Below are 22781 nucleotides of genomic sequence, written 5' to 3'. Positions count from 1 at the left end.
GGTTTACTTGGGATACCCTGAATCATACTTGTCAGACAAGAGTTTTAAGCTAAAGGACAGCTTCCTCTCTGAAGTTGGAGTAGACTACTCCTCAGTTCCCGTTGAGGTAAAGAAGAAGCTACTTTCCCTCTTGGAAAATATTGATAAGAGAGACTACCTGTTCCTCGGTGATGTCTTCTACGACGGAATAGACGTTTTAGAGTTTGCACTCTTTCCCGTTGAACCCCATTCTTTTGACGAGGTAATTCTTCCCGGTTACGTTTACGGTAAGTCTACGTTTCTGATAAGGAACTTGTTTAAGAACTCCTTTGGAAAGAGGATTTCTGTTTTCTACGACTTTAACTTGTTTAATAAAAGAACGGTTGTCGTTAATGTTGGGTATACGAAAACTTCTCTATCTTTAGGTGGGGAGCTTCTATTCATTTTGCCCTTTGGCGAGTTTCATTTGGTAGATACTTTAGGAAACTACCTCTTTAACAGGTTCATAGGGGAGACCGGCGTCTCAAACGCGACTCTAAGGAGGGAAGGGCTTAGAGGGACTATTCTTGACCTCTGTAGAAGCTGCGGAGCCCGTCTCCTCTTTGGAAGGACTGATAAGGTTGAAATCCCTTACTTTGGCTACAGCCGCAAAGTTTCTATCAGTGAAGTTCGTCTTGCCATCACCCCCGTTGTAGGGAATACCCGCTTTGGCGAGTTTATAACAGGTCTTTCGGACTTTTCCTCTTCCCTGATTACAGCCCTTTATTCCTACGAAGAGTTAGTTAGAGAGCGGTTAAAGGTGGAGAGAGTTGTTCTCGTAGGAAGGCTCAGATGGCCGTTTCTTGATGTTATCTCTCAGGTCTTTCCCGTCTCTGTTGAGGAGTTTTTGGGTAGGGAGCTCCTCTCTCTGAGTGTCGTTAACAGGAACTTTAAGATTCCCGTAAGGAGTTTTTCCCCGGAGAAGTCCGTCCCGAGGGTTGTACCTGTAGAGGAGTTTCCCCAAGAGGTTTCCCTTGAGTCGCTCCGTCGCTACTTTAACAGCAGAGATCCTAAAGGTATAGGTGTTATAGAGAAACTCTCGGAAGAGAGGTTAACAGACAGGTCTCTCGTCTCTTTTGTCTACGAGCTCCTCTCGGTTTTAAGGAGGTGTTCTGGCAGGAGCTCTGTTGAAATTGCCTACCTTAACAGTGCAATCTCTGCCCTTAGTCGATTAGACATTCCAGAGTTCCTTTTCAATAAGGTGGAGAGGGAGCTCTCTGAGAAGGCCTTTAACTGGAACTTACCCTTTGAGACAAAGCTTAACATTCTCTATTTTTGCCACAGGTTCAGAGATAGACTTCAAACCTCTCCGCTTTCTGTTTTTCCTCCTTTAATGCTCAGCTACATAAGAGAGAGGAGGATAACGGAAGGGGAGAAGAACTTTGTAAGAACAGTTGCGGAAGGCTTTTTTACCCCTTCCCGTAGTTGACCTTTATCGTTAAGTAGGCGGCAAGGGCGACCATTATTACAGAGGTTGTTGTTGCTGAAAGGCAGAAGGGAAGGAGGAAGAAGCTCCCGAGTTTCAAGTAGAGGAGTGAAAGAAGAATCCCAAGGAGTGGAAAGGGAAGTAGGTCTTTGTATTTTCCCCTCTCTAAGTAGAGGAACAGCCAGGTAGACAGAACGTCAAAGATTAGGCACCTAACGGCCATCAGTTTCAGCTGTAGGTTTGGAAGGACGTTAAAGTAGAAGAGAGGAACTTGAGCAGCTAAAACGATAAAGAAGAGAACTATTCCAACTTGAAGTCTGTATCTCTCAATTAAAAGAGGGAACTCCTTCTTCTCCAAAACTTAATCCTCTTTCTTTCCCCTCTGTTCCTTCCTCAAACTCAACGAGTTCGTAGAGCCTTTCACTGTATATTCTTTTGACTAACGCTGCGTTGAGGGCGTGACCTGTTCTAAAAGCTGTTATTTTTGCCAAAAGAGGATATCCTAAAATGTAAAGGTCTCCTATAAGGTCAAGGGTTTTGTGGGCTACAAACTCGTTGTCAAGCCTTAATCCCCCTTCGTTGAGAATTCCGTAGTCGTCTATAACTACTGCGTTTTCAAGGCTTCCACCTTTTGCAAGTCCGGCAGCCCTTAAAGATTCTACTTCTTGGTAGAAGCAGAACGTTCTGGCCTTTGCAATTTCCTTAAAGTTCTTTAGGTTATGGGTATAAACGAGCCTCTGGTGGCGGACTTTCTTGTAGGTGTGGTTAAAGGAGATTGTGTTGTCTATCTCAAGCTTGTCTGAAGGTTCTGCAAGAACCCTTTTTCCCTCAAACTCAATTAAAACTTCCTTTTTTAGAACTGCGTATTTCCTCTTCTGGGAGAGTTCTTTAACTCCTGTCTCCTCAAATAGGTAGATGTAAGGGGCGGAGCTCCCATCAAGAATAGGGAGTTCCTCGGAGTCAAGGTATACAAACAGGTTATCTATTCCAAAGGCAGAGAGAGCTGCCATAAGGTGTTCAACCGTTTGAACGCTTACGTTTCCATCGGAGAGATTTGTTGCGTAGAAGAGCCTACTCAGGTATTTCGGAGAGGCCTTTATTGAAGGAGAACCCTCAAGGTCGCTTCTTATGAAAATGATTCCCGTATTTGACGGTGCTGGAACAAGTCTAACGTTTACCTTTTTTCCCGTGTGTAAACCTATACCGCTGAAGCAAACCTCTTTGGCAAGGGTTCTTTGGTAAACCTGCATAGAGCTCTCCTGTCTTTAGAGTTCTTCTAAACCAAATTATATTCGGCATATCCGTTCAGTTTTTGGATTTTAAAAGGGGGAATTTGCAAATTTGCACTATGCCTTTTTAACGAGCTCTTCTTCTCTGCAGAGCCCACACACCTTACAGCCCGGGAAGCAGGTAGGGGTAGACCGCTTTTCGTAGACCATTTGGTATTCATGCCACAGGTATTCCCTGTTTATGCCGCTTTCTACCACTTCCCACGGAAAGAGCTCCTCCTTTTCCCTTTCCCTCGTGTAGAGCTCTTCAAAGGGCAGTCCTAACTCTTTAAGGGCTTTTCTAAAGGGGACTCTCTCTGTTGCACTGGTTACAGCAGCTTCTCCAACCCTCGTATCTCCCCTTGAAATAATTGCCTGAAGGATGGCGTCTTTTACGTTCTCGTGTGTTAGCTTTACTCCCTTTACTTTTCGGAGCTCCCTCTGAAGAACTCTCTGTTTCTTCTCTATCACTGACTTGGAGTTTAAACCGTACCACTGAAACGGTGTAAATGGCTTTGCTATTACTGGGTTGACGCTTACGTGGATTTCTCCTCTTACTCCCCTCTCTTTCCAGAACTTCCTGCCGATTTCTAAGAACTTTTGGGTCATTTGAGCTATTGCCTTTATGTCTTCTTCTGTCTCTCCAGGGAGACCTATGAGGAAGTAAAGTTTTATATTCTCTGCTCCGCTCTCTAAAGCCTTCTCTGTAAAGGTGAAATACTTCTCATCTGGAACTTTTTTATTTATTGCAAACCGGAGCTCCTCCCTTCCTGCCTCCGGAGCTATCGTTACGGTTTTCTGTCCCGACTCCTTAATAATTTCAAAGATTGCAGAGGAGGAAGACGAGGCTTTAAGTGACGAAAATGAGGCTTTAACGTTGTATTTCTTGAGTATTTTGTGGAGCTCCTCCATTTTAGAGTAGTCTGTAACTCCTGCTCCTATCAATCCGATCCTGTCAACGTACTTAGACGCAATTTCTATTTCTCTTTCAACGACCTTTAAGTTCTTTTCCCTGTAGGGAAGTCCCATGTAGGTTGCAACACAGAACCTGCACTTCTCTATGCAGCCCCTGTTAAGCTCTATCAGGAACATGTCTTTAAAAGCAGCGTCTCCCGTTAGAAAGCAGGAGTGGGAGGGAGTTTGGGAAAAGAGCTTTGACCTGTAGATTCTCTTCTTCTCCCCTTTTATCTCCTTAACAAATAGGTTTTCGTAGAGAAAAGAGTAATTTCTACTCACTATTACGTTGTCAAACCCATCAAAGGTTTCAAGGGATGGCGATTGCCGCAGAGCTCCGAAAACCTCCTCAATTCTCCCCTCTGCCTCTCCAAGGTAAACGGCGTCAAAGATAGGAAGAATAGGAGCAGGGTTGTAGTAGAGGCCTATTCCCCCTCCAATTATCAAGGGAGAGTTCTCTCTCCTCTCCCTTAAAGGGTCTATTCCCCAGCTTGAAAGGAGCTCTGTGGCCTTAAAGATGTGGTTTTCGTAGGTTATTGAAAAGGCGATAACGTCAAACTCTTTCGGAGAGAGTTCTAAAAAGTAGGAGCTCCTCAACCCATCAAATATCAAGTCGCAAGTTATCCCTTCTATACTGTTTAAGAGGGAATAAACCCTGTGAACTGCAAGGCTTGAAAAGCCTACCTTTTCGTTTCCCGGATATACCAGTAGAACCTTCAGGTTTTCGGGTCTGTGCTTAAGGTGGTTACACTCTCTAACTATGACAAGTTCTGACATAAACCTCCTTTAAGAAACTGAGAATAGTTCTCAATAAATATTGGGCAAAGTAACGTTCCTGTCAAAATGAAAAACCGCCCTAAAGGGCGGCCGGTTAACCTTTCAGATAAGTCCAAGTTTTTTTTCTAATCTACTTCTCTTCCTTTCCCTTATCCTCTTTGCCCTTTTCCTTCTCTTCCGGCTCTTTAACGATAATCTTAACCTCTTTCCTTGCAGTTTCTGCTTTAGGAAGCCTTATCTCAAGGACTCCCTTGTCGTAGTAGGCCTCAATTCCCTCTTCCTTAACCTCTACAGGAAGGGGAATTACTCTTTGGAACTCTCCGTAGAAGGTCTCGCTGAAGAATACGTTGTCTTTCTCTTCTTTCTGCTCCTGCTTTTTAACGCCCTTGATTATCAGGTAGTTTCCCCGAACTTTAACGTCAATGCTGTCTTTGTCAAGCCCGGGCATTTCGGCTCTAACAACAATTTCGTCCGGAGTTTCATACATCTCAATCCTTGGCTCAAACCCAGCTTCAAAACCAGGAAATTCTCCGAAGCTGCCGAAACCTCTCATCATTTCGGCCATAATTCTTTCAATTTCCTGAAACTGTTTGAACATATCCTCAAACGGGTCAAACCCTCTTCTCCTTCCGAAGAATCCTCTGAACATCTCTCCCTCCTTCAATTGAGTTTTAGCTAACTTTCAATCCTATTTTAATATTAGGCCAGCCGACTGTTAAGTCAACTGCTCTGCGCCGAATTTTTTCCTCTTCTCTTTGACGAACTTTTGGAGCTCCCCCAAACTCCCTGCATTAACAACATCCTTTTTCTCAACCCAACCCCTTCTGGCCGTTCCCACTCCAAGCTTTATCATCCACATGTGGTCAACGTGGTGTGAGTCTGTGCTTATAATGAGCTTTACCCCGAACTTAACCGCCATTCTGCAATGGGCGTCCCTTAGGTCAAGCCTGTTGTAGTAGGAGTTAACCTCAAGTGCCGTTCCCGTTTCTGCTGCTGCTTTCATTACTTTCTCAAGGTCTAACGGGTAGCCCTCCCTCTGGCCGATTACCCTTCCCGTTGGGTGTGCTATTACATTTACGTATGGGTTGTTTATTGCCTTTAGAATTCTCTCTGTGTTGTCCTGGTTGAACCTTGAGTGGATTGCAGCAACAACAAAGTCAAGCTCCTTTAAGATTTCATCTGGGTAGTCAAGGCTTCCGTCAGGAAGTATGTCAACTTCCGTTCCTTTTAGAATTTTAATTTTTCCCTTAAACTTTTCGTTCAGTTTATCTATCTCGTAGTTTCTCCTCTCTAAGTCTTCTTCTGAAAGCCCTCCTGCAACCTTTAAGCTCTTTGAGTGGTCGGTTATTGCAACATACCTGTAGCCCATTTCTATGGCCTTTTTGGCTATTTCCTCAATGGTTGAGGCTCCGTCTGACCAGTTTGAGTGGACGTGTAGGTCTCCCTTTATCTCGTCGTAGCCGATGAGTTTCGGAAGCCTGTGCTCAAGTGCCGCCTCTATTTCTCCTGTGTCTTCCCTTATCTCCGGTGGCGGAGTGTCCATACCGAGGGCTTTGTATATCTCCTCTTCCGTCCTTCCGGCAATCTTTTCGTCTCCCTTAAACAGACCGTACTCGTTGAGCTTATAGCCAAGTTTCAAACAAATAGTTCTCAGGTGTATGTTGTGGGCCTTAGATCCTGTAAAGTATTGGAGGGCTGCGCCGTAGGAGTCCGGCTCTATAACTCTTAGGTCTACTTGCTCTCCCTCCTCAACAATTACAGTTGCTTTTTTAGTTCCCTTCCAGAGAACCTCTTTAACGTTTGGAAGGTTTACGAAAGCGTCAATGATTTCAATGTTGTTTCCAGTTGCTAAGATGTCTATGTCTCCAACGGTCTCCTTCATTCTTCTTGTAGAGCCGCATACAGATATCCTCTCAACTGCAGAGTGTTCTTTCAGCTGGTTTACTATCCTGTCGGCAATGAAAACGGCAACTCCTAAAAGTATCCTTCCGCCGCTCTTATCAAGGAGCTCTATCCCTTTCTTTATCTTTTCAACCTTTTTAATTCCAAAACCGGGAAGTTTCAGTAGATCTCCCCTCTCAATTGCCCGTTTTAAGTCCTCAATGCTTCTTATTCCGAGCTCATCGTAAAGAAGTTTCACCGTTTTAGGGCCAACTCCCGGAATGTCTAAAAGAGTAAAGATTGTATCGGGGACTTGCTGTTTTAACTTCTCAAACTCTTCAATCTTCCCGGTTCTGAGGAACTCTAAAATCTTTGCCTGAAGTCTCTGTCCTATTCCTGGAAGCTGAAAGAGTTTCCCTTCTTTAGCTAAAACTTCAATGTCTTCAGAAAGGTCTCTTATGAGCCTTGCAGCGTTCCTGTAAGCCCTTATGTGGTAGGGATTATCTCCCATAAACTCAAGTATGTCTGCCCACTTGTCAAATATGTCTGCAAGCTCTTTGTTCTTCATTTCCTCTACCTCCTTCATTCTATTTATAATTCAACTACTATGAATGGAAAAGAGCTGAGAAGGGACAATTACTGTTTTGTCTGCGGTGATGAAAACCCTAAGGGTATGCACTTAAAGTTTGAAAGGAGAAACGGAAGAGTTTACAGCCGCCTTTCTCTTCCCAAGTTCTACCAGGGTTACGACAACGTTATTCACGGCGGGATAATTTCACTTATCTTAGACGAGTCTATGGCATACCTTCAGGGGTTAAACGAGAGGTTCCTCACCGGAAAGATAACCGTTAGATTTCACTCTCCCCTTTTCGTTGGGGAAGAGGTTGAAGTAGAGGCCTGGGTTGAGGAAGAAAGGAAGAGGTTTAAAGTGACGAAGGCAGTTATGAGAAAGATCTCAGGTGAAAAGGTTGCAGAGGCAGAAGCCCTCATGTTCGTGGTTAAGGAGATTAAAAGATGAAAAGGTTGCTGTCTGCGCTTGTTCTTCTCTTTCCGGCCGTTTCTGTCGCCCAGGAGTTTCAGGTTATTTCAAGTGCTGCCTCTATTAGGCAGGTTCCAATGGGTCAGATTGAGAAGACTTTAAGTGAAGGAGATAGAGCTCCCCTATCAACACTTTTCACTTTTTGGGGAAAGACGGAGAGCGGTTGGGTTAACCTTGACTATACCAGCTTTCAGTTTCCCTTGGAAAAAGTGATAGGAGAGCTCTCCTTAAAGTTTGCTCTTGTAACAACTCCTATGGAAGTTAACGGCCTTGATTTAAAGGAAAACGACGTACTGTACGTTGCAAAAATTGAAAAGGGAAGCGCCCTTTGTGTTTTCAGAAATAGAGCCTTTTTAGTTCCGGAAAAAGACTTAAACATTGAAGATGACACCTTTTCGGTTGTTGTTGTGAACAGGGGAGCTCTCCTAACAGACGGCATAAACTCTGTTGAGTTAAAACCGGGAATAGCTCTGCTAAAGGGAAGCGGAGGTTACATCTACAGAAACCACTACTATACATCTTTAAAGGTTCAAAAAGACAGTAGAGACTTAGATTTAGACGCCGTTTTAAAAGAGATTAACAGGATCATAGACATATTTAACAGTGCAAAATTCTCCTCACCTCTTGCCGACAGGTTGGGCTACTACGTTAAGACCCTTCCTGTAAAAGACTCAGACTTAAAAATTGTAAGAACAGACGACGGTGGTATTGGGGCTGTTGTTTACCTAAGGTATAAGTTCTTCCTCAAAGGTGGAGAGCCGATAACTGGGAGGAGAACGAGGCTTTTCCTTAAAAAGTCTAACTACGAGTTCTGGAGGAAGCTGACGAAGGAACTCTTTGATTCTGGCGTCAACAAGTTCGTTGACATCAGGGTTTTCAGGTTTGACGGCAAAAGCTCATACGAGAACTGCGGTTTTGTAGATTCAAGTTACCATCTTTACAGTCTGGGTTACTTAAAGGACTGGAAGTCTTTTCTCAGTAACTCAGAGTCAAACTTGAGCGACGATCTCTGGTTCTTTGCAGACGAGGTTTACGAGAGGTTAGAGAATGATTAGGGATAACTACGAGAGGATAATGGAAGAAATAGAGAAGGCTTGTTTGAGAGCTGGAAGGAATCCTAAAGAGGTAAAACTCCTTGCAGCAACCAAGACCAGAACTCCCGATGAGATAAGGGAGGCTTACCGGGTTGGCGTAAGGCTCTTCGGAGAGAACAGAGTTCAGGAAGCGAGGGAGAAAATTCCTCAGCTGGAAGACTTAGAATATGCAGATTGGCATATGATTGGCCACCTACAGACAAACAAGGTTAAGTATGCCGTGGAGCTCTTTAACTGCATAGAGACTTTAGACAGAAAGGAGCTCGTAGATGAGCTCTTAAAGAAAATGAAAAAAAAGGGCATCGAGAGTATAGACCTTTTAGTAGAGGTTAAGCTCTCTCCTGAAGAGTCAAAACACGGCTGCCCTCCGGAGAAAGTGGAGGAGCTCCTTTCCTACGCTTTCCAGTATCCTCAGTTAAACATTTTAGGTTTTATGACCGTTCCTTCATACCTTGAAAATTCGGAAGAAGTCCGCCCCTACTTTGTCAGACTGAGGGAGATTCGGGATAAAATGGAGGAGGTTTTTGGAAGGAAGTTTCCGGAGCTCTCTATGGGAATGTCCCACGACTTTACAGTAGCCGTTGAGGAAGGGGCTACAATTGTAAGGATAGGAAAAGCTCTTTTCGGCCCAAGAAACTATTAGGAGGTTTATGGTTATGAAAAAAGAGTTAATCGTTTACGTTAAAGACCCAAAGGATAAAAAAGTTGTAACTGCAGCCCTTGAGTCTGGAGTTTCAGCTCTCCTTTTAGACAAGCCTGAGAGTGAAAAGGTTAAAAAGCTTGCAAAGGTTAAGACAATTGCTCCAGACGGAGACTTCAAGCTCGGCGAAGACTACGTAATCGTTGAGATAAAGGGAAAGGAGGACGAGGAGAGGGCAGCGGAGCTCCTTAAAAAGGGCAAAAAAGTAATCGTTAAAACAACCGACTGGACGATAATTCCTTTAGAGAACCTCTTAGCCCAGGGAGATGACGTCTACGCTTGGGTTAGGAACGCAGAGGAAGCAGAGACGGCAATAACCATTTTGGAGAAGGGAGTTAAGGGAGTAGTTCTTGACACAGAAGACGTAAACGAGATAAAGGCAGCCGGAGAGGCAATTAACCTTGCAGGTGAAAAAGTTCAGCTTGAGGTTGCAAAAATAACAAGGGTAAAACCAATCGGAATGTGTGATAGGGTCTGTATAGACACCTGTTCAAACATGACCCGGGGAGAGGGAGCTTTAGTTGGTAACTCATCTGCGGGAATGTTCCTTGTACACGCAGAGACAGAGTCTAACCCCTACGTTGCAGCAAGGCCTTTCAGGGTAAACGCCGGAGCCGTTCACATGTACGTTCGCCTTCCGGGTGGCAAAACCAAGTATTTGGCAGAGATAGAGAGCGGCGACGAGGTAATGATTTACAACTACAAGGGAGAAGGTAGGATTGCCTACGTTGGAAGGGCAAAGGTTGAAAGGAGGCCGATGCTCTTAATAGAGGCCAAAACAAAAGATGGAAAGAAAGTTTCTGCAGTTCTTCAGAACGCCGAAACCATTAGACTAACCTCTCCTAAAGGAGAACCAATTTCTGTTGTTGACCTAAAAGAGGGAGACGAAGTTCTTGTTTACACAGAGGAACCTGGAAGGCATTTTGGAATGAAGGTTAAAGAGACAATCGTTGAAAAGTAGGAGGAGGGTATGGGAGACGAATTTTTCAGGGAGCTGATGGCGGATGCTTTGGGGAAGTCTCCGAAGGAGCTTTCAGAATATCTCGGGAAAAACCCAAAAATCTGCGACATTTTCGTTCAGAGGGTCTACTTAGACGATCAGCTGAGGAAATTTGAGTGGGGAGTTTCCGTTGTTCGGTTTAACGGAGACGAGTTAGAAGAGGCTACAACGTACGGGGTTTTCCACAGCTGGAACTTGGCAAAGAAGTACGGTTATGCCCTAAAGGAGTTCTTTAAGAGTAAGGGATACGAAACTCACCTGAAAGGAGAGCTTGGAGAATGAGAGTTTTGGTTACAGGAGGAGCAGGTTTTATAGGTTCAAACCTCGCCTTAGAGCTCCAGAAACGCTACCCAGACTGGGAGGTTTTCGTTTTAGACGACTTCTCAAAAGGAACGTTTAAGAACCTGATTGATTTTGAAGGAGAAGTTATCACTGGCTCAATAACGGATAGAGAAACTTTAGAGAAGCTCAGGAAGTATAAGTTTGACGCTGTTCTCCACCAGGCTGCAAACGTTGACACGACAGACATGAACCAGCGGAGAATGATGGAGGTCAACTGCGAAGCCTTTAAGGATTTATTGGAGCTCGTTAGAGAGTCAAGGGGAAGAATGGTCTACGCTTCCTCTGCAGCTGTTTACGGAAACACTCCTCCACCTATGAAGGTTAACCGGGGCTTAAAGCCTGAAAACGTTTACGGCTACTCAAAGCTTGCAATGGACAGGTACGCCTACCGTTTCATCTCAGAAAACCCAAAAATTTCCGTTGTTAGTCTTCGCTACTTCAACGTTTACGGCCCAAGAGAGACCCATAAGGGAAAGATGGCAAGTATGGTTCTCCAGCTAACAGTTCAAATCCTAAAGGGTAAGAGACCTCGCCTTTTCAAGTGGGGGGAGCAAAAGAGAGACTTTGTCTACGTTATGGACTGCGTTGAAGCGAACATAAGGGGACTCTTTGCAAAGAGGAGTGGAGTTGTAAACGTTGGAACCGGCAGGGCAAGGAGCTTTAACGAGGTTGTTGAGGTAATAAAGAAAACGTTAGGGGTAAACGTTGAAACTGAGTACTTTGACAACCCTTATGACTTCTACCAAAACTATACAGAAGCCGACCTTACGGATACTAAAGAAATTTTAGGTTGGCATCCGCAGGTTCAGATAGAGGAGGGGATTCCCCTCTACGTTAACTGGATTAAAGAGAACGTTAACTGGGAGAAGCTTCCTTACTAACCGGTAGCCGCTCCTCCAAAGTTAAAAAGTTTTTTTAGAATAGTTGACGATTGGTTTAAAAATAACTAAATTGTTATTCAAGGATAAAGGAGGAGCGGCGGTGATTGACAAGGATACCCCCGTCTACATGATAAGCATTGTTGCAAAGATTGCCGGTGTTCACCCTCAAACCCTTAGATTTTACGAGAGTGAGGGGCTTATTAAACCCTCAAGGACTGAGGGGAAGACCCGTCTTTATTCAGAAAGGGACTTAATCCGGATTAAACGGATAGTCTCTCTAACGAGGGAGAGGGGCGTTAACGTAGCAGGAACCAGCTTAATCCTCAAGCTTGAGGACGACATTGAGCGCCTCTTTGAGGCACTTGCCGAGAGGCTTGACTGTGAAGCAAAAGAGATGCTTGTAGAGCTCTTATCCAGTCTCCACTTTGACGAACTTAACAGAGAAAAACTCTTACAAATACTAAATAGAGGAGGAGAGAGATGAACATCTGGGACGTTTTAAGCGGTAGAGCAAAAGATGCAATTTTACTTTCTCAGGAAATTGCAAGGCAGCTTGGTGAAAGGTATGTAGATACTGAACACCTGCTCCTTGCAATGGTTGAACTTCCAGGTTCGCCAATACTTGACATCTTTACACTTTCAGGCTACGACCCTGTAAGGGCTAAAAAGTTCATAAGGGAGCAGGTTGATAGGGTTGGAAGGTTAGGAATTCCAAGCAGTTACGCTGGATACGAGGAGATTTACATAACTCCAACTCTCAAAAAGGTCTTTGACGCTGCCTTAGACATTGCTCGTCAGATGAAGGCCCGTAGCGTAGACCTTGAGCACCTCTTCCTTGCATTCTATGAAGTTCCAGAGGGAATGGCCTACAGGATCCTTCTTAAACTCGGTCTTGAGAAAGACGAAGCTGTTAAGGCCGTTAAGAAGTACAGGGAAGGAAGGGCTAAAGTTTCCCGTGAAATCGGAGCCAAAGCCGGAAGGGGTGGAAAGCAGCTTCCCGAAGTTCTCAGAAAGTTCGGTATTGACCTTACCGGTCTTGCTGAAGAGGGTAAGCTTGACCCAGTTATTGACCGTGAAACTGAGATTAAGAGGGTTATCCAGATTCTTTCCCGTAGGACTAAGAACAACCCTGTTCTTGTTGGTCCTGCAGGAGTTGGTAAAACTGCCATTGTTGAAGGTGTTGCCCAGAAGATTGCAAACGGTGAGGTTCCAGACAATCTGAAGGATAAGAGAATCGTTGCCTTAGACATGGCAGCTCTCGTTGCCGGAACCAAGTACCGCGGTGAGTTTGAGGAGAGGTTAAAGCAAGTTCTTGACGCAGTTAAGGAAGAAGGGAATATCATTCTCTTCATTGACGAGCTCCACACCGTTGTTGGAGCTGGAGCTGCAGAAGGTTCTATGGATGCAGCAAACATTATGAAACCAGCTCTTGCCCGTGGAGAGATTAGAGTAATCGGTGCTACAACTGTAGACGAGTTCAGGAAGTATATTGAAAAAGATCCAGCTTTAGAGAGGCGTTTTGCTCCCGTTTGGGTTGATGAGCCTGACATTGAAACTGCAATCCTCATGCTCAAAGGTTTAAGGCCTAAACTTGAAGAGCATCACGGAGTTAAGATTACAGACGACGCTATTGAAGCTGCCGTTAAGCTCTCTAAGAAATATATACAGGGTAGGTACTTACCTGATAAGGCAATTGATGTTTTAGACGAGGCCTGTGCTCGTAAGAAAATAGAGGCTACTTATAGCTCTCCGGAGCTCTCCGAGCTTAAAGAGAAGCTCCACAACTTAAGGGCTGAGCTTGATGAGGCCGTTAAGAACGAAGAGTTTGACAGGGCAGCAAAGCTCAAAAAGGAGATTAAGGATATAGAGGCCCGCATCAAAGAGCTTGAAGAGAAGATGGAGAAGTCCAAAGAGCAGGGAGAGGAGAAGCCCGTTGTTACTGCTGAAGATGTTGCAGAGGTAATCTCTGAAATGACGGGTATTCCGGCCTCTAAACTTCAGGAAGAGGAGATTCAGAAGCTCCTCAGGATGGAGGAGGAGCTCCACAAGAGGGTCATCGGCCAGGAGAGGGCTATCAAAGCCATTTCCGAGGCCATCAGGCGCGCAAGGGCAGGACTTCAGCCGCCGAACAGGCCACTGGGAAGCTTCCTCTTCCTGGGACCAACCGGTGTTGGTAAAACGGAGCTTGCTAAGACCTTGGCAGAGTACCTGTTTGGTGACGAGAGCGCTATTATTAGGCTTGACATGTCTGAGTACATGGAAAAGCACGCAGTTTCTAAGCTGATCGGAGCTCCTCCAGGATACGTTGGATACGAGGAGGGTGGTCAGCTTACAGAGGCCGTTAGGAGGAAGCCTTACAGCGTAATCCTCCTTGACGAGATTGAGAAGGCTCACCCAGACGTGTTCAACATACTCCTTCAGATCCTTGACGACGGTAGGCTCACAGACGCTAAAGGTAGGACTGTTGACTTCAGCAACACAGTGATAATTATGACCAGCAATATTGGTTCTGAATACCTGATGCACCTCTCTAAAGAGGAGTTTGAGAAGAACTACGACAAGATTAAAGAGCAGATAATGAACGAGCTCAAGAGACGCTTCAGGCCTGAGTTCCTTAACAGGATTGACGAGATAATCATCTTCCATCCTCTCAGCGAAGAGGAGATTAAGAAGATTGTTGATCTCCTTATCTCCAAGCTCAACAAGAGGCTTGAGGAGAGAGGTATTAAGGTTAAGCTTACTGAAGAGGCTAAAAGCGAACTCGCTAAGAGGGGCTACGTTCCAGAGTTTGGAGCAAGGCCTCTTAGGAGAACAATTCAGAGGGAGATTGAAACTCCTCTATCTGTAAAGATACTTGAGGGAACTGTTAAAGAAGGAGACACTGTAGTTGTTGACTACGATAAAGAGAAGGGAGAGTTTACTTTCAACGTTGAGAAGGAGGAGCTCCCTCCAAAGCAAGCAGAGATAAAAACTGCCGAGGAGAAGGAAGAAGATAAGGATAAGGGAAAAGACGAAAATAAATAACCTAATCGTGAGATAACTCTTAGCCCCCGCAAATTGCGGGGGCTTTTTATTTTTATAGTTGAATTCTATTGGTAATTCCTAACACTACAGAGAGAGTTTCTTAACGTAAAGTGGCTCTGAAACCTTGGCCTTTAAAGTTTATTCCTAAACAACTTATTCATAGTTTGCTGCAATTGACCTTCTTTTTACCGTCCTATATACTTGAGTTATCGGGAGTGGCTATAAAAGAGGTGCAAATTGGCATATGTTAGATTACCTGATTTACCTAAAGGAAAAGAGTTTGAAGAATATATCTCTGCCTTTTTTCAATCAGGTGGGAGTTACATTGAAAGAAACATAATTGAAAGAGAAACCGAAGAGGTTTTGGAACTGGATATTGTTACTACAGACTACTCCTCATCTTTGCCAAAAATCAAACTCGTCGAAGTAAAATCAGGGAGTTGGGGATTTCCGGATTTATTTAAAATTAGGGGGTGGATGGATTATCTAAATATTGATAACGGTGTATTTATTGCAAGTAAAGAAAGAGACCACATAGATCTTTTTAAAGAGAAAGCCAAGAGACTAAATATAGATTTAGTGGTAATTCCTGATTTGAGCAATTCTAAAGAAGCATTATCTGAAGTCATAAATAATAGCACTATTCAAGATGTAGATATCTCAATGTGGAGATTCTCTTATTGGGTTGAACGTAATTTGCTGAAACGTCTGAACCGAAAGAAAAAATCACATTCAGATAAGAAATGCTTTAAAGCTTTGAATGACTATTATTTTAAAGTTAATAGTGGAATATTCTTTACTGAGAGTATTGTCCAAAAGGTAAAAACCTTATACTCTACCTTCAAAGATTTTTCACACATTTCAGCTAAATGTGGAAATGAACTTATAGGTAACATTTTTGATGAGGAATACAATAGCTTACCGAAGCAAATCTATGAGGATACTTACTATAAATGCAATTACAATGTTATTCAAATATCCACATTTATAGAACACCGAGCAAGATTGGCTATTTTGAAAAATGCAATTGATTATCAACTATACAAAATGGCTGGGAATGAAAATAAAACCAAAGATACCTTGAAAATAGCGGGATTGGACTTTGAAATATTATTATTAGATTTACCAACCTCATTCAAAAAAGGGTTAGATACTCTCTCTAAGCATAAGTATTTTCACAAATATCCCGTTTTCTGGCAATGGTTCATGTGGATATTTGGAGGATTTATTTTGAAAGATTATAAAGAAAAAGAATATGAAGTATTATCCCAGAGAACAGGTATTCCTATAAAGGAAATACCAAATGCCTTGAAAGCTTATCAAATATTATTTCCACAAGAAGACGGGTGGTTTATGGATTTGTCTCCAGTATCAAATATAAAGATGCTTAAAATGTTCTCAGTTCCTTTTATGGGAATAGGTGCAAACTATAGAAGGTTACTTTACACCGAATCGAGAGAATTTAAAGACTTAAAACTAACAGGAACGCATACATTAAATGACTTGATTAAATGGAATAATCTAACAGTAGAGGTGTTGAAAAATGAATAATAAACCCCTTCCGATAACACAACATATACGCTACGGGCTAAAGCCCTTGCCCTTCGGGACATTGCTTTTGGCAACTTCGTATATGCTGCGAACGTTAAGAGTAAATTAAAATAGGTTAAATCTTGGGTTTTATCTGGCCAAGAAGGATTTGATACTCTGGTAAAGGTTAGTCATCTCTTCTTCTGTGTGTTCTGAAGTTATTGTTATCCTTAGTCTACTCTGTTTTACTGTCGGAGGGCGGATTGCTGGGACGAAAAATCCTTCTTCATAAAGTTTTTTGGAGAGATTCACAGCTTCTTCCGGGCTTTTAAGAAGTAATGGAAAAATTGCCGATTGACTGTTAATTCCTGTTAGCTTTCTGAAGAACTTGATGTTTTCTTGTAGTTTTTTCGTCCTTTCTGGAACTAACTTCAGGTTTTCTAACGTTTGGCAGGCAATTGCTGGGGGAAGGGCAGTTGTAAATATAAAGGTTCTGCATCTGTTTATTAGGTACTTCCTTAAAACTTTACTTCCGCATACAAAAGCGCCAAAAGTTCCAAGGGCTTTCCCGAGGGTTCCAACTATTACTGTTCTCTCGTCCGGCTTCAGGTTAAAAACTTCTAAACTTGACCAACCTATAACTCCCGTTCCGTGGGCATCGTCAAGGATTAAAACGGCATCATATAGGTCTTTTAGTTTAAAGAGTTCTCTCAGTGGAGCTATGTCTCCATCCATACTAAAAACTGTATCGCTTACGATGAAACAGTGACGGTAGTTTTTCCTCTCTTTTGAAAGAATGAACTCTAAAGTTTCTGCGTCTGAGTGGGGATAGATGATCTTTTTAGCCTTTGAGAGTCGGCAACCGTCAATGAGGGAGGCGTGGTTAAGTTCATCTGAGAGGATTAAATCTCCCTCTTTTGCAAGTGTTGATATGACTCCAACGTTTGCCATGTAGCCGGTAGAGAAGAGAAGAGAAGCTTCTGTCCCTTTTACCTTTGCAAGTTTCTCTTCTAACTTTTCGTGAACTTCCAAGTTTCCACAAACGAGCCTTGAAGCTCCGCTTCCTGTTCCCCATTGTTCAAAACACTCTTTTGAGAAATTTTTTGCAAGCCCCAGGTAGTCGTTTGACGAGAAGTTAAGAAGTTCTCTTCCATTTATCCTTATTTTTTTTCCCTGAGGTGAAGAGAGAGAACGGAGCTCTCTGTAAAGCCCCAATTCTTTAATTTTAAGAATTTCTTCTTTTAGCCACTCCATCAGCTGTTTATTCCGTATTTGTTCAGTTTTCTGTAGAGGTTTGAGATGTCTATCTCCATGAAATTTGCACTTTTTTTAAGGTCTCCGTTAAACTTCTTAATAATGCTTAATATGTAGTCTTTCTCAAAAGCTTCTTTAGCCTGTCTCAGTGGAAGATTGCTGTAGTTGCACTTTTTTTCCAATTTTTGGGTTTTTCTTTTAACTGCATTATCAATTGTAGAAAAGAGTTTTTCGTACTTTATAGGCTTTTCTATAAAGTCAAACGCCTTTAGTTTCATTGCTTTTACAGCAGTTTCAACGGTTCCATGGCCAGAAACTATAATGACTGAGATTTTCTCTGTTAGCCCTTCGCTGTTGAGTTTTTCCAAAACCTCCATTCCTGAAGTTCCGGGTAGGAAAAGGTCAAGGATTAAGATGTCGGGGTTTATCTCTTTTACCTTCTGAAGGACTTTAGAGCCCAACTCCTCTGTAAACACTTGGTGGCCTTCGTCTTCTAAAATTTCTTTTAGAGTTTCCCTTATGGTTCTTTCGTCGTCTACCACTAATATTTTCATTGCCTGCCCTTTGGCCTCAGTTCCAGGATTTTTGCGTTTAAAATTTTAATCATAGTATCAATTTTTTTCTCCGATTCTTCAGATAACTTTTTTGTATTCTGAACACTTTTTACTTCGGGTTCTATCAGTTTTATTCCTTTCCCGAAAATCTCTTTCAGCCTTTCAGCTCTGGTTTTGAGCATCTGATAAGCAGTTATGTTCTTAGGGTATATTTCTACGAAGTTCCCTTTATCTATGGTTTTTTCTATGAAGGCTTTTAATGTTTCTGAGTTTCCGTTTTTAGTTTTTTTTTCAGTAGGTCTTTCTACTGTCGTAATTTTTAAGTTTCCGTTGAGAAGTTCTGAGAGCTTTTTAACTTCACTAAAGTATGACAGTTTATAAAGGGTGAAAAAGAGTAACGTGAAAGGGTAAGGATGGTTTTGGAGCTCCCTGTATCCTTTACTTACTATCTCAAAAGCTGCCGTTAGCTCTTCGTCTGAGAACTCTGAGTTTGACAAGAATTCTCTCTCTATCAGCTCTATTGTCTGTTTTGTGATGTAAATTGGGTTGTATCCCTCAATTTCTAACTTTTTGAGTCTCTTTTTCAATTCTTCCTTTTCGCCTTTAAAACCTAAAGAGAGGAGCTCCCTCACTTCCCTTCCTGTCAGTATTCCTAAGAACTCCGAAACTGACTTTGTTTCAACTTTTCCCTGTCCTAAGGCTATTGCCTGGTCTAATAAACTCTCTGCATCCCTCATACAGCCCTCTGAGGATACCGCTATAAGCCTCAGGGCTTCCTCTTCACACTCAACTCCCTCTTTCTCACAAATTTCCTTTAGAGTTTTGACTATTACCTCTTCAGGGATTCTTCTGAATATGAACTTTTGGCACCTTGAAAGGATTGTAGGTGGAATCCTGTCAAGCTCTGTCGTTGCCAGGATAAATACGACGTGCTCAGGGGGTTCTTCAAGGGTTTTAAGAAGGGCGTTAAAGGCCTCCTTTGTGAGCATGTGGAACTCGTCTATTATATAAACCTTCTTCTTTCCTTTAACCGGCGCGTAGTGGACGGATTCTCGGAGCTCCCTTATCTGGTCAACTCCCCTGTTTGAGGCTGCGTCTATTTCTATAACGTCTGGATGTGAGCCTTTTGTTATTTCAACACACTGGAGGCAGGAGTTACACGGCTCTCCTTCCTGAGGGTTGTCGCAGTTTAGAGCTTTGGCAACTATCCTTGCGGTTGTCGTCTTTCCTACTCCCCTTGGACCTGCAAATATGTAGGCGTGGGCAACTCTGCCCGTTGCTACGGCGTTTCTCAAGGTTTCAGTTATGAACTCTTGACCTGTAACTTCAGAAAACCTCTGTGGGCGATACTTTCTCGGTATAGCTGTGTAGGCCATTTCCTCTCCTTCCTTTAATTGAAATTATACCCGAGAGCAAGTATAAGTTTTCCTTTATTAATTAAAGTGTTTATAAATTAATTTAGTGATTAATAATATTGACATTTAGTTTATAAAGTAGTATAAAATTAGGTAAGAATCCTATTAGGAGGTCTTCATTATGGAAGGGGTCAGAGGAACTATCTCACTGGCGCTCCTTACTTTACTCTTCGGGAGCTCCCAGGTATTTGCCCACCCTTCAGTTGACCTGAAGGACGTTCTGGGCAACAACATCCTTGACTCAAGCGGGAACGTCGTATCAAAGCTCCCGGTCAGCTACCAGAAATCCTGTAGCGCCTGTCACGACCTTGACTTCATCAATGAAGGCTGGCACAGCCAGCAGGGAAGGCTTTCTATTCTGACTTCCGATGTTTACAGCCTCTATTACCAGAAATTCGGTGACAAAAACTTTACTAACGGCCTTCCGCAAGATCAGTCAAAACTGTGGTTGAAATGGTTTGGTCCAAACAACATCTATGGCCCGGGAGGTATGTACAACAGGGTTACTGTTCCCCACATGTTAAAACTTGCTCCCTACAAAACCACTGATCCCCTTGACGTTGACCTTACTACTGCTGACTGGGATTTTGGAAAGTGCTCAATCTGTCACCCAGGTGGGGGTTACGGTTTGAAAGACCAGAAAGACCAACCTCTTGATCAAATGGATATGACAAAGGTTGAAGACGGACTTAAAAACGGTACCTATTACGGCGATTACCTTATGAACTCGGTAGACGGTTCTGGAAAACTAATAGTTCAGACCTACCACGCAAAGGCTGGAGACGTAACAGTTCCAAACGTTAGAGACAACGACTGTCTCGTTTGTCACGCCTACTCCTACGACCTTGCTAATGCCCGTATGACTTCATGGAAGAAGAAACACCCCGGCTGGGTTGATACCGTAGGAGCAAGGCTTGGAACAGTTAATGCAGACTGGACTGTCTCCTACGATGCAACTGCCGTTCAGAACTTCCATAACCTGATAGGCTCAACTTCTAACGAGTCCTGTGCAAGGTGTCACGCAGGAGTTTCTGACCTTAATGCTGATGGGAAGATCACTCCTTACGACAACATAGGACTTTTTGGAAACCTCTCCATACTTACTTCTCCTGGCTTTTTCAAGAGGGCTCAAGAGATTGGAGACGTTGCTGAATTAGGAAGCGACGGACTTCCTCACAAAGTTATTGATCCTGATAAAAGACCCCAGTTCTTTGATCCCAAGACAGAAACTTGGAAAGATGTTCCATACTTAGACGTTCACGCAGAAGCTGGTCTTAAGTGTGCCGACTGCCACTTCCCCGTTAAGCACGAACCGGTTTCAACAGGGGGACTCGGTTACGTTCCAAACCTTTCAGCTGCGATTCCTTCACACGACCTTGCCAAAGGAACGGACGGATTTAACGTTCGTTCAGATTTAGACGGAACGATCACCTGTACGAAGTGTCACACCAATTACCTCCAAGACCACGCCGGAGTTTTTGGCCCCGGAGATGCAACTGCTAAACACATGAAGTATATCCACTGCACAACTTGTCACATTCCACAGAAGTTTAACGGGGTTATCCAAACTCTCATAAGAACAACGGAGGAAGGTAAAGGTCACCTCTTTGCAAACTTTAGAGAAATTGAAGTTAACGGAGAGAAGAAGTTCGTAACAGTTCCGTTTACTCCTGACTACGTTTGGTTCCCTGACATTCCAGCTAAAGGACAACCTCCTACACTTAAAGTTAAACCGGCTAACTTGATTGCGGAGCTCTACTGGAGGCTCAGCGACGGAAGAACTGTTCCAAACAGATTTCTCCACATGGTATTCAAGGTTTCTCCGGATACCTGGGACGTTAACAATCCCAACAGGCCCGAAGCAGAGTTTGGACTCACCTACTTTAAAGACGGTAAACCTTACATTCCTGCAAAAGCCCTTAACAATCCATACGTAAACCCAGGTGGAATGGTCTTTTGGGCTTACGTTGGTAAGTATGGTGATAACGTTGAATTCACCAACTCGGACGTTGCGCAACAGCTCGGAGTTGACGACAATGCTCCCATAGTTGGTAGGTTCAGGCCGGATGGAACAGTTGATTGGATAGACAGTAACAACAAAACCGGCTGGGTTGTTAAGTCTACCCTTCCAAACATGCTTGAGAACCCGGAAACTGGTGAAACTATGATAATCAGAAAAGATGATGCTGAAGCTCCTTTTGTTGATAATTCAGACGAAATCCAGTTCGCAGCTCAAGCCCTTGAAGCTGCTATTCATAAAATAACCGGAAAGACAGTTAAAGTTCAATACGTTTATCACTTAGGTATATTTGACGGTTCCTACATTATGAGTCACAACATTGCTCCAGTAAGTAGCGATCCTCAACTAAGCGGTGGTGATGCTGCATATGCAAAAGACCCAATGCACGTTCTTCAATGTGAGGACTGCCACTCTTCTAAGGGCCGTTTCAACAGGCCGGTTCAAAAGTATCCACACATAGATACTGTTCCTGGGGTAACAGTATTTGAAGTTCCGAAGGCTGCTATAGAGGGATACAGTGGAGACTTTACACAAGAAGACCTGAGAAGACTTACCTACGCTTACTACTCGCCTACAGATGTAGAAGTTAAGCCTTACGACGGAAACGGCTACATCGCTGCCGTTTGGACTCCAGATGGTGCAAACATTGATCCTCTCACAGCAGAGCCAGACAGCGTTGATACAAGCTTTGTTCCACAAGGTAAGCAGATTGAGGAGGCCTTTAAGATTAAACTGACTGGTTCTGAAGCAACCTTTGAAGTTATTCCAGCCGTTGGCAAAGCTTCAGACTATTCAGTTGTTGCAGGGCCAAACACGGTTATTAAAAGTACTCAGGTTGAGGATGGAAGACTTCTCTTTACTGTAGCTACATCTTCTAAACAGTCTGACGAAGCTACCGTTGCCATTGTTAAGGGAGCTGCACCATCTCCTACACCTTCTGTTCCAGTAGTTCCTCAAGTTACCGTTCAGAATGTTCAAGATGGAACGGCTAACCTTCTAGTTAACTTAAATGGTCAAAAGAAAACTATTGAAGTTGAGGTTAAGAACGCTGTTATTCAAGGAGCAGCACCTGAAACAGAGGTTCAGCAGATTGCTCAGGAGAAAAAATTGGCTAAAGTAATTGCACATCTTGTTGTGGTTCCACAATCTACTACATTTACCATTACATTTACCGGCCTTTCTTCCGATGAAGTTCAAAAGGCTACAGTTGTTCCTGACAGGGGAATTGTTACCAACATCTCCCGTGATTCTGAAAATGGAACCGTTATTGCAACAATTTCTCTAACCGCAACGAAAGCAGAAGAACCAGTTACCGTTGTTCTTGGAGAGTTTGCTGCTAGTGGATCTACCTCAACAGGTGGAGGCGGCGGAGGAGGATGTTCTCTCACTCCAAACGCCGGAGCTGGAAACATTCTCTCACTCCTGTTTGGTCTACTTCCGCTCGGATTTATCAGGAGGAGAAAAAACAGTAGAGAAGGTGGAGCATAAAACGGCGGGAGTTTTTAAAGAACATTGAGTTCGTTGGAATTGGATGTGTTGCTGGGGGTCTTCTGGACCCCGTTATAACCTCCTGGGGAACACCCCACAAATACCAACCCCAGGAG

The 22781-nt window shown here is 43.4% G+C and carries 19 protein-coding genes; 11 read left to right on the top strand and 8 right to left on the bottom strand.

The features are described 5' to 3' along the window. Positions 1-7: 7 nt before the first annotated feature. Positions 8-1447, top strand: coding sequence for a hypothetical protein (locus tag ACZ424_RS02280; protein ID WP_464904907.1), 1440 nt, complete (start codon positions 8-10; stop codon positions 1445-1447). Here the strand turns inward: ACZ424_RS02280 and ACZ424_RS02275 are convergent. The 5 genes from ACZ424_RS02275 to polX form a co-directional block, all read right to left on the bottom strand. After that, a complete protein-coding gene (locus tag ACZ424_RS02275) occupies positions 1428-1802 on the bottom strand; it encodes a hypothetical protein (protein ID WP_464904906.1) in 375 nt (124 codons plus the stop codon). The two genes, ACZ424_RS02280 and ACZ424_RS02275, sit on opposite strands and share 20 nt — an antisense overlap. Continuing rightward, positions 1771-2694, bottom strand: coding sequence for a UDP-3-O-acyl-N-acetylglucosamine deacetylase (lpxC, locus tag ACZ424_RS02270; RefSeq protein ID WP_464904905.1), 924 nt, complete (start codon positions 2692-2694; stop codon positions 1771-1773). Before lpxC ends, ACZ424_RS02275 begins: the two co-directional genes overlap by 32 nt. Before the next feature lie 96 nt (positions 2695-2790). Next, positions 2791-4443 (bottom strand): radical SAM protein, encoded by a 1653-nt coding sequence (locus ACZ424_RS02265; protein WP_464904904.1) that lies wholly within the window; start codon positions 4441-4443, stop codon positions 2791-2793. 130 nt (positions 4444-4573) lie between these two features. Then, positions 4574-5092, bottom strand: a complete 519-nt coding sequence (locus tag ACZ424_RS02260; RefSeq protein WP_464904903.1) for an Hsp20/alpha crystallin family protein — start codon at positions 5090-5092, stop codon at positions 4574-4576. Between the two features lie 66 nt (positions 5093-5158). Continuing rightward, on the bottom strand, positions 5159-6892 hold the full coding sequence (gene polX / locus ACZ424_RS02255; protein WP_464904902.1) for a DNA polymerase/3'-5' exonuclease PolX: 1734 nt from the start codon (positions 6890-6892) through the stop codon (positions 5159-5161). 39 nt (positions 6893-6931) lie between these two features. On the opposite strand from polX, the gene ACZ424_RS02250 reads away from it, so the two are divergent. From ACZ424_RS02250 to ACZ424_RS02210, 9 genes are all read left to right on the top strand, one after another. Then, a complete protein-coding gene (locus tag ACZ424_RS02250; RefSeq protein WP_464904901.1) occupies positions 6932-7342 on the top strand; it encodes a hotdog domain-containing protein in 411 nt (136 codons plus the stop codon). Then, on the top strand, positions 7339-8418 hold the full coding sequence (locus tag ACZ424_RS02245) for a hypothetical protein (protein WP_464904900.1): 1080 nt from the start codon (positions 7339-7341) through the stop codon (positions 8416-8418). The genes ACZ424_RS02250 and ACZ424_RS02245 overlap by 4 nt, the downstream gene beginning before the upstream one ends. Further along, positions 8411-9100 (top strand): YggS family pyridoxal phosphate-dependent enzyme, encoded by a 690-nt coding sequence (locus ACZ424_RS02240; protein ID WP_464904899.1) that lies wholly within the window; start codon positions 8411-8413, stop codon positions 9098-9100. The genes ACZ424_RS02245 and ACZ424_RS02240 overlap by 8 nt, the downstream gene beginning before the upstream one ends. A 13-nt stretch (positions 9101-9113) precedes the next feature. Next, on the top strand, positions 9114-10118 hold the full coding sequence (locus ACZ424_RS02235) for a 3-dehydroquinate synthase II (RefSeq protein ID WP_464904898.1): 1005 nt from the start codon (positions 9114-9116) through the stop codon (positions 10116-10118). Between the two features lie 9 nt (positions 10119-10127). Then, a complete protein-coding gene (locus ACZ424_RS02230) occupies positions 10128-10439 on the top strand; it encodes a hypothetical protein (RefSeq protein WP_464904897.1) in 312 nt (103 codons plus the stop codon). After that, positions 10436-11380, top strand: a complete 945-nt coding sequence (rfaD, locus tag ACZ424_RS02225; RefSeq protein ID WP_464904896.1) for an ADP-glyceromanno-heptose 6-epimerase — start codon at positions 10436-10438, stop codon at positions 11378-11380. Before ACZ424_RS02230 ends, rfaD begins: the two co-directional genes overlap by 4 nt. A 100-nt stretch (positions 11381-11480) precedes the next feature. Then, complete coding sequence (locus ACZ424_RS02220; protein ID WP_464904895.1) at positions 11481-11864, top strand: MerR family transcriptional regulator; 384 nt, start codon at positions 11481-11483, stop codon at positions 11862-11864. Next, positions 11861-14404: an ATP-dependent Clp protease ATP-binding subunit gene (locus tag ACZ424_RS02215; protein WP_464904894.1), complete on the top strand. Its 2544-nt coding sequence runs from the start codon at positions 11861-11863 to the stop codon at positions 14402-14404. The genes ACZ424_RS02220 and ACZ424_RS02215 overlap by 4 nt, the downstream gene beginning before the upstream one ends. Positions 14405-14641: 237 nt before the next feature. Beyond that, positions 14642-15955, top strand: coding sequence for a hypothetical protein (locus tag ACZ424_RS02210; RefSeq protein WP_464904893.1), 1314 nt, complete (start codon positions 14642-14644; stop codon positions 15953-15955). A 129-nt stretch (positions 15956-16084) separates the two neighbouring features. Here the strand turns inward: ACZ424_RS02210 and bioF are convergent, their stop codons facing one another. Genes bioF through dnaX form a run of 3 tightly spaced genes read right to left on the bottom strand, consistent with a single transcriptional unit; the run spans position 16085 to position 19118 of the window. Beyond that, the gene (gene bioF / locus ACZ424_RS02205; RefSeq protein ID WP_464904892.1) at positions 16085-17188 is read right to left on the bottom strand and encodes an 8-amino-7-oxononanoate synthase; all 1104 of its coding nucleotides are present in this window, start codon (positions 17186-17188) and stop codon (positions 16085-16087) included. After that, a complete protein-coding gene (locus ACZ424_RS02200; protein ID WP_464904891.1) occupies positions 17188-17742 on the bottom strand; it encodes a response regulator in 555 nt (184 codons plus the stop codon). The genes bioF and ACZ424_RS02200 overlap by 1 nt, the downstream gene beginning before the upstream one ends. Continuing rightward, the gene (dnaX, locus tag ACZ424_RS02195) at positions 17739-19118 is read right to left on the bottom strand and encodes a DNA polymerase III subunit gamma/tau (protein WP_464904890.1); all 1380 of its coding nucleotides are present in this window, start codon (positions 19116-19118) and stop codon (positions 17739-17741) included. Before dnaX ends, ACZ424_RS02200 begins: the two co-directional genes overlap by 4 nt. Before the next feature lie 160 nt (positions 19119-19278). On the opposite strand from dnaX, the gene ACZ424_RS02190 reads away from it, so the two are divergent. After that, positions 19279-22665, top strand: coding sequence for a cytochrome c3 family protein (locus tag ACZ424_RS02190; RefSeq protein WP_464904889.1), 3387 nt, complete (start codon positions 19279-19281; stop codon positions 22663-22665). Positions 22666-22781 lie beyond the last annotated feature (116 nt).

Source organism: Thermovibrio ruber, from assembly GCF_055380895.1.
Note: the sequence above shows the minus strand (reverse complement) of the source record. Positions and strands in the feature narration are given on the sequence as shown.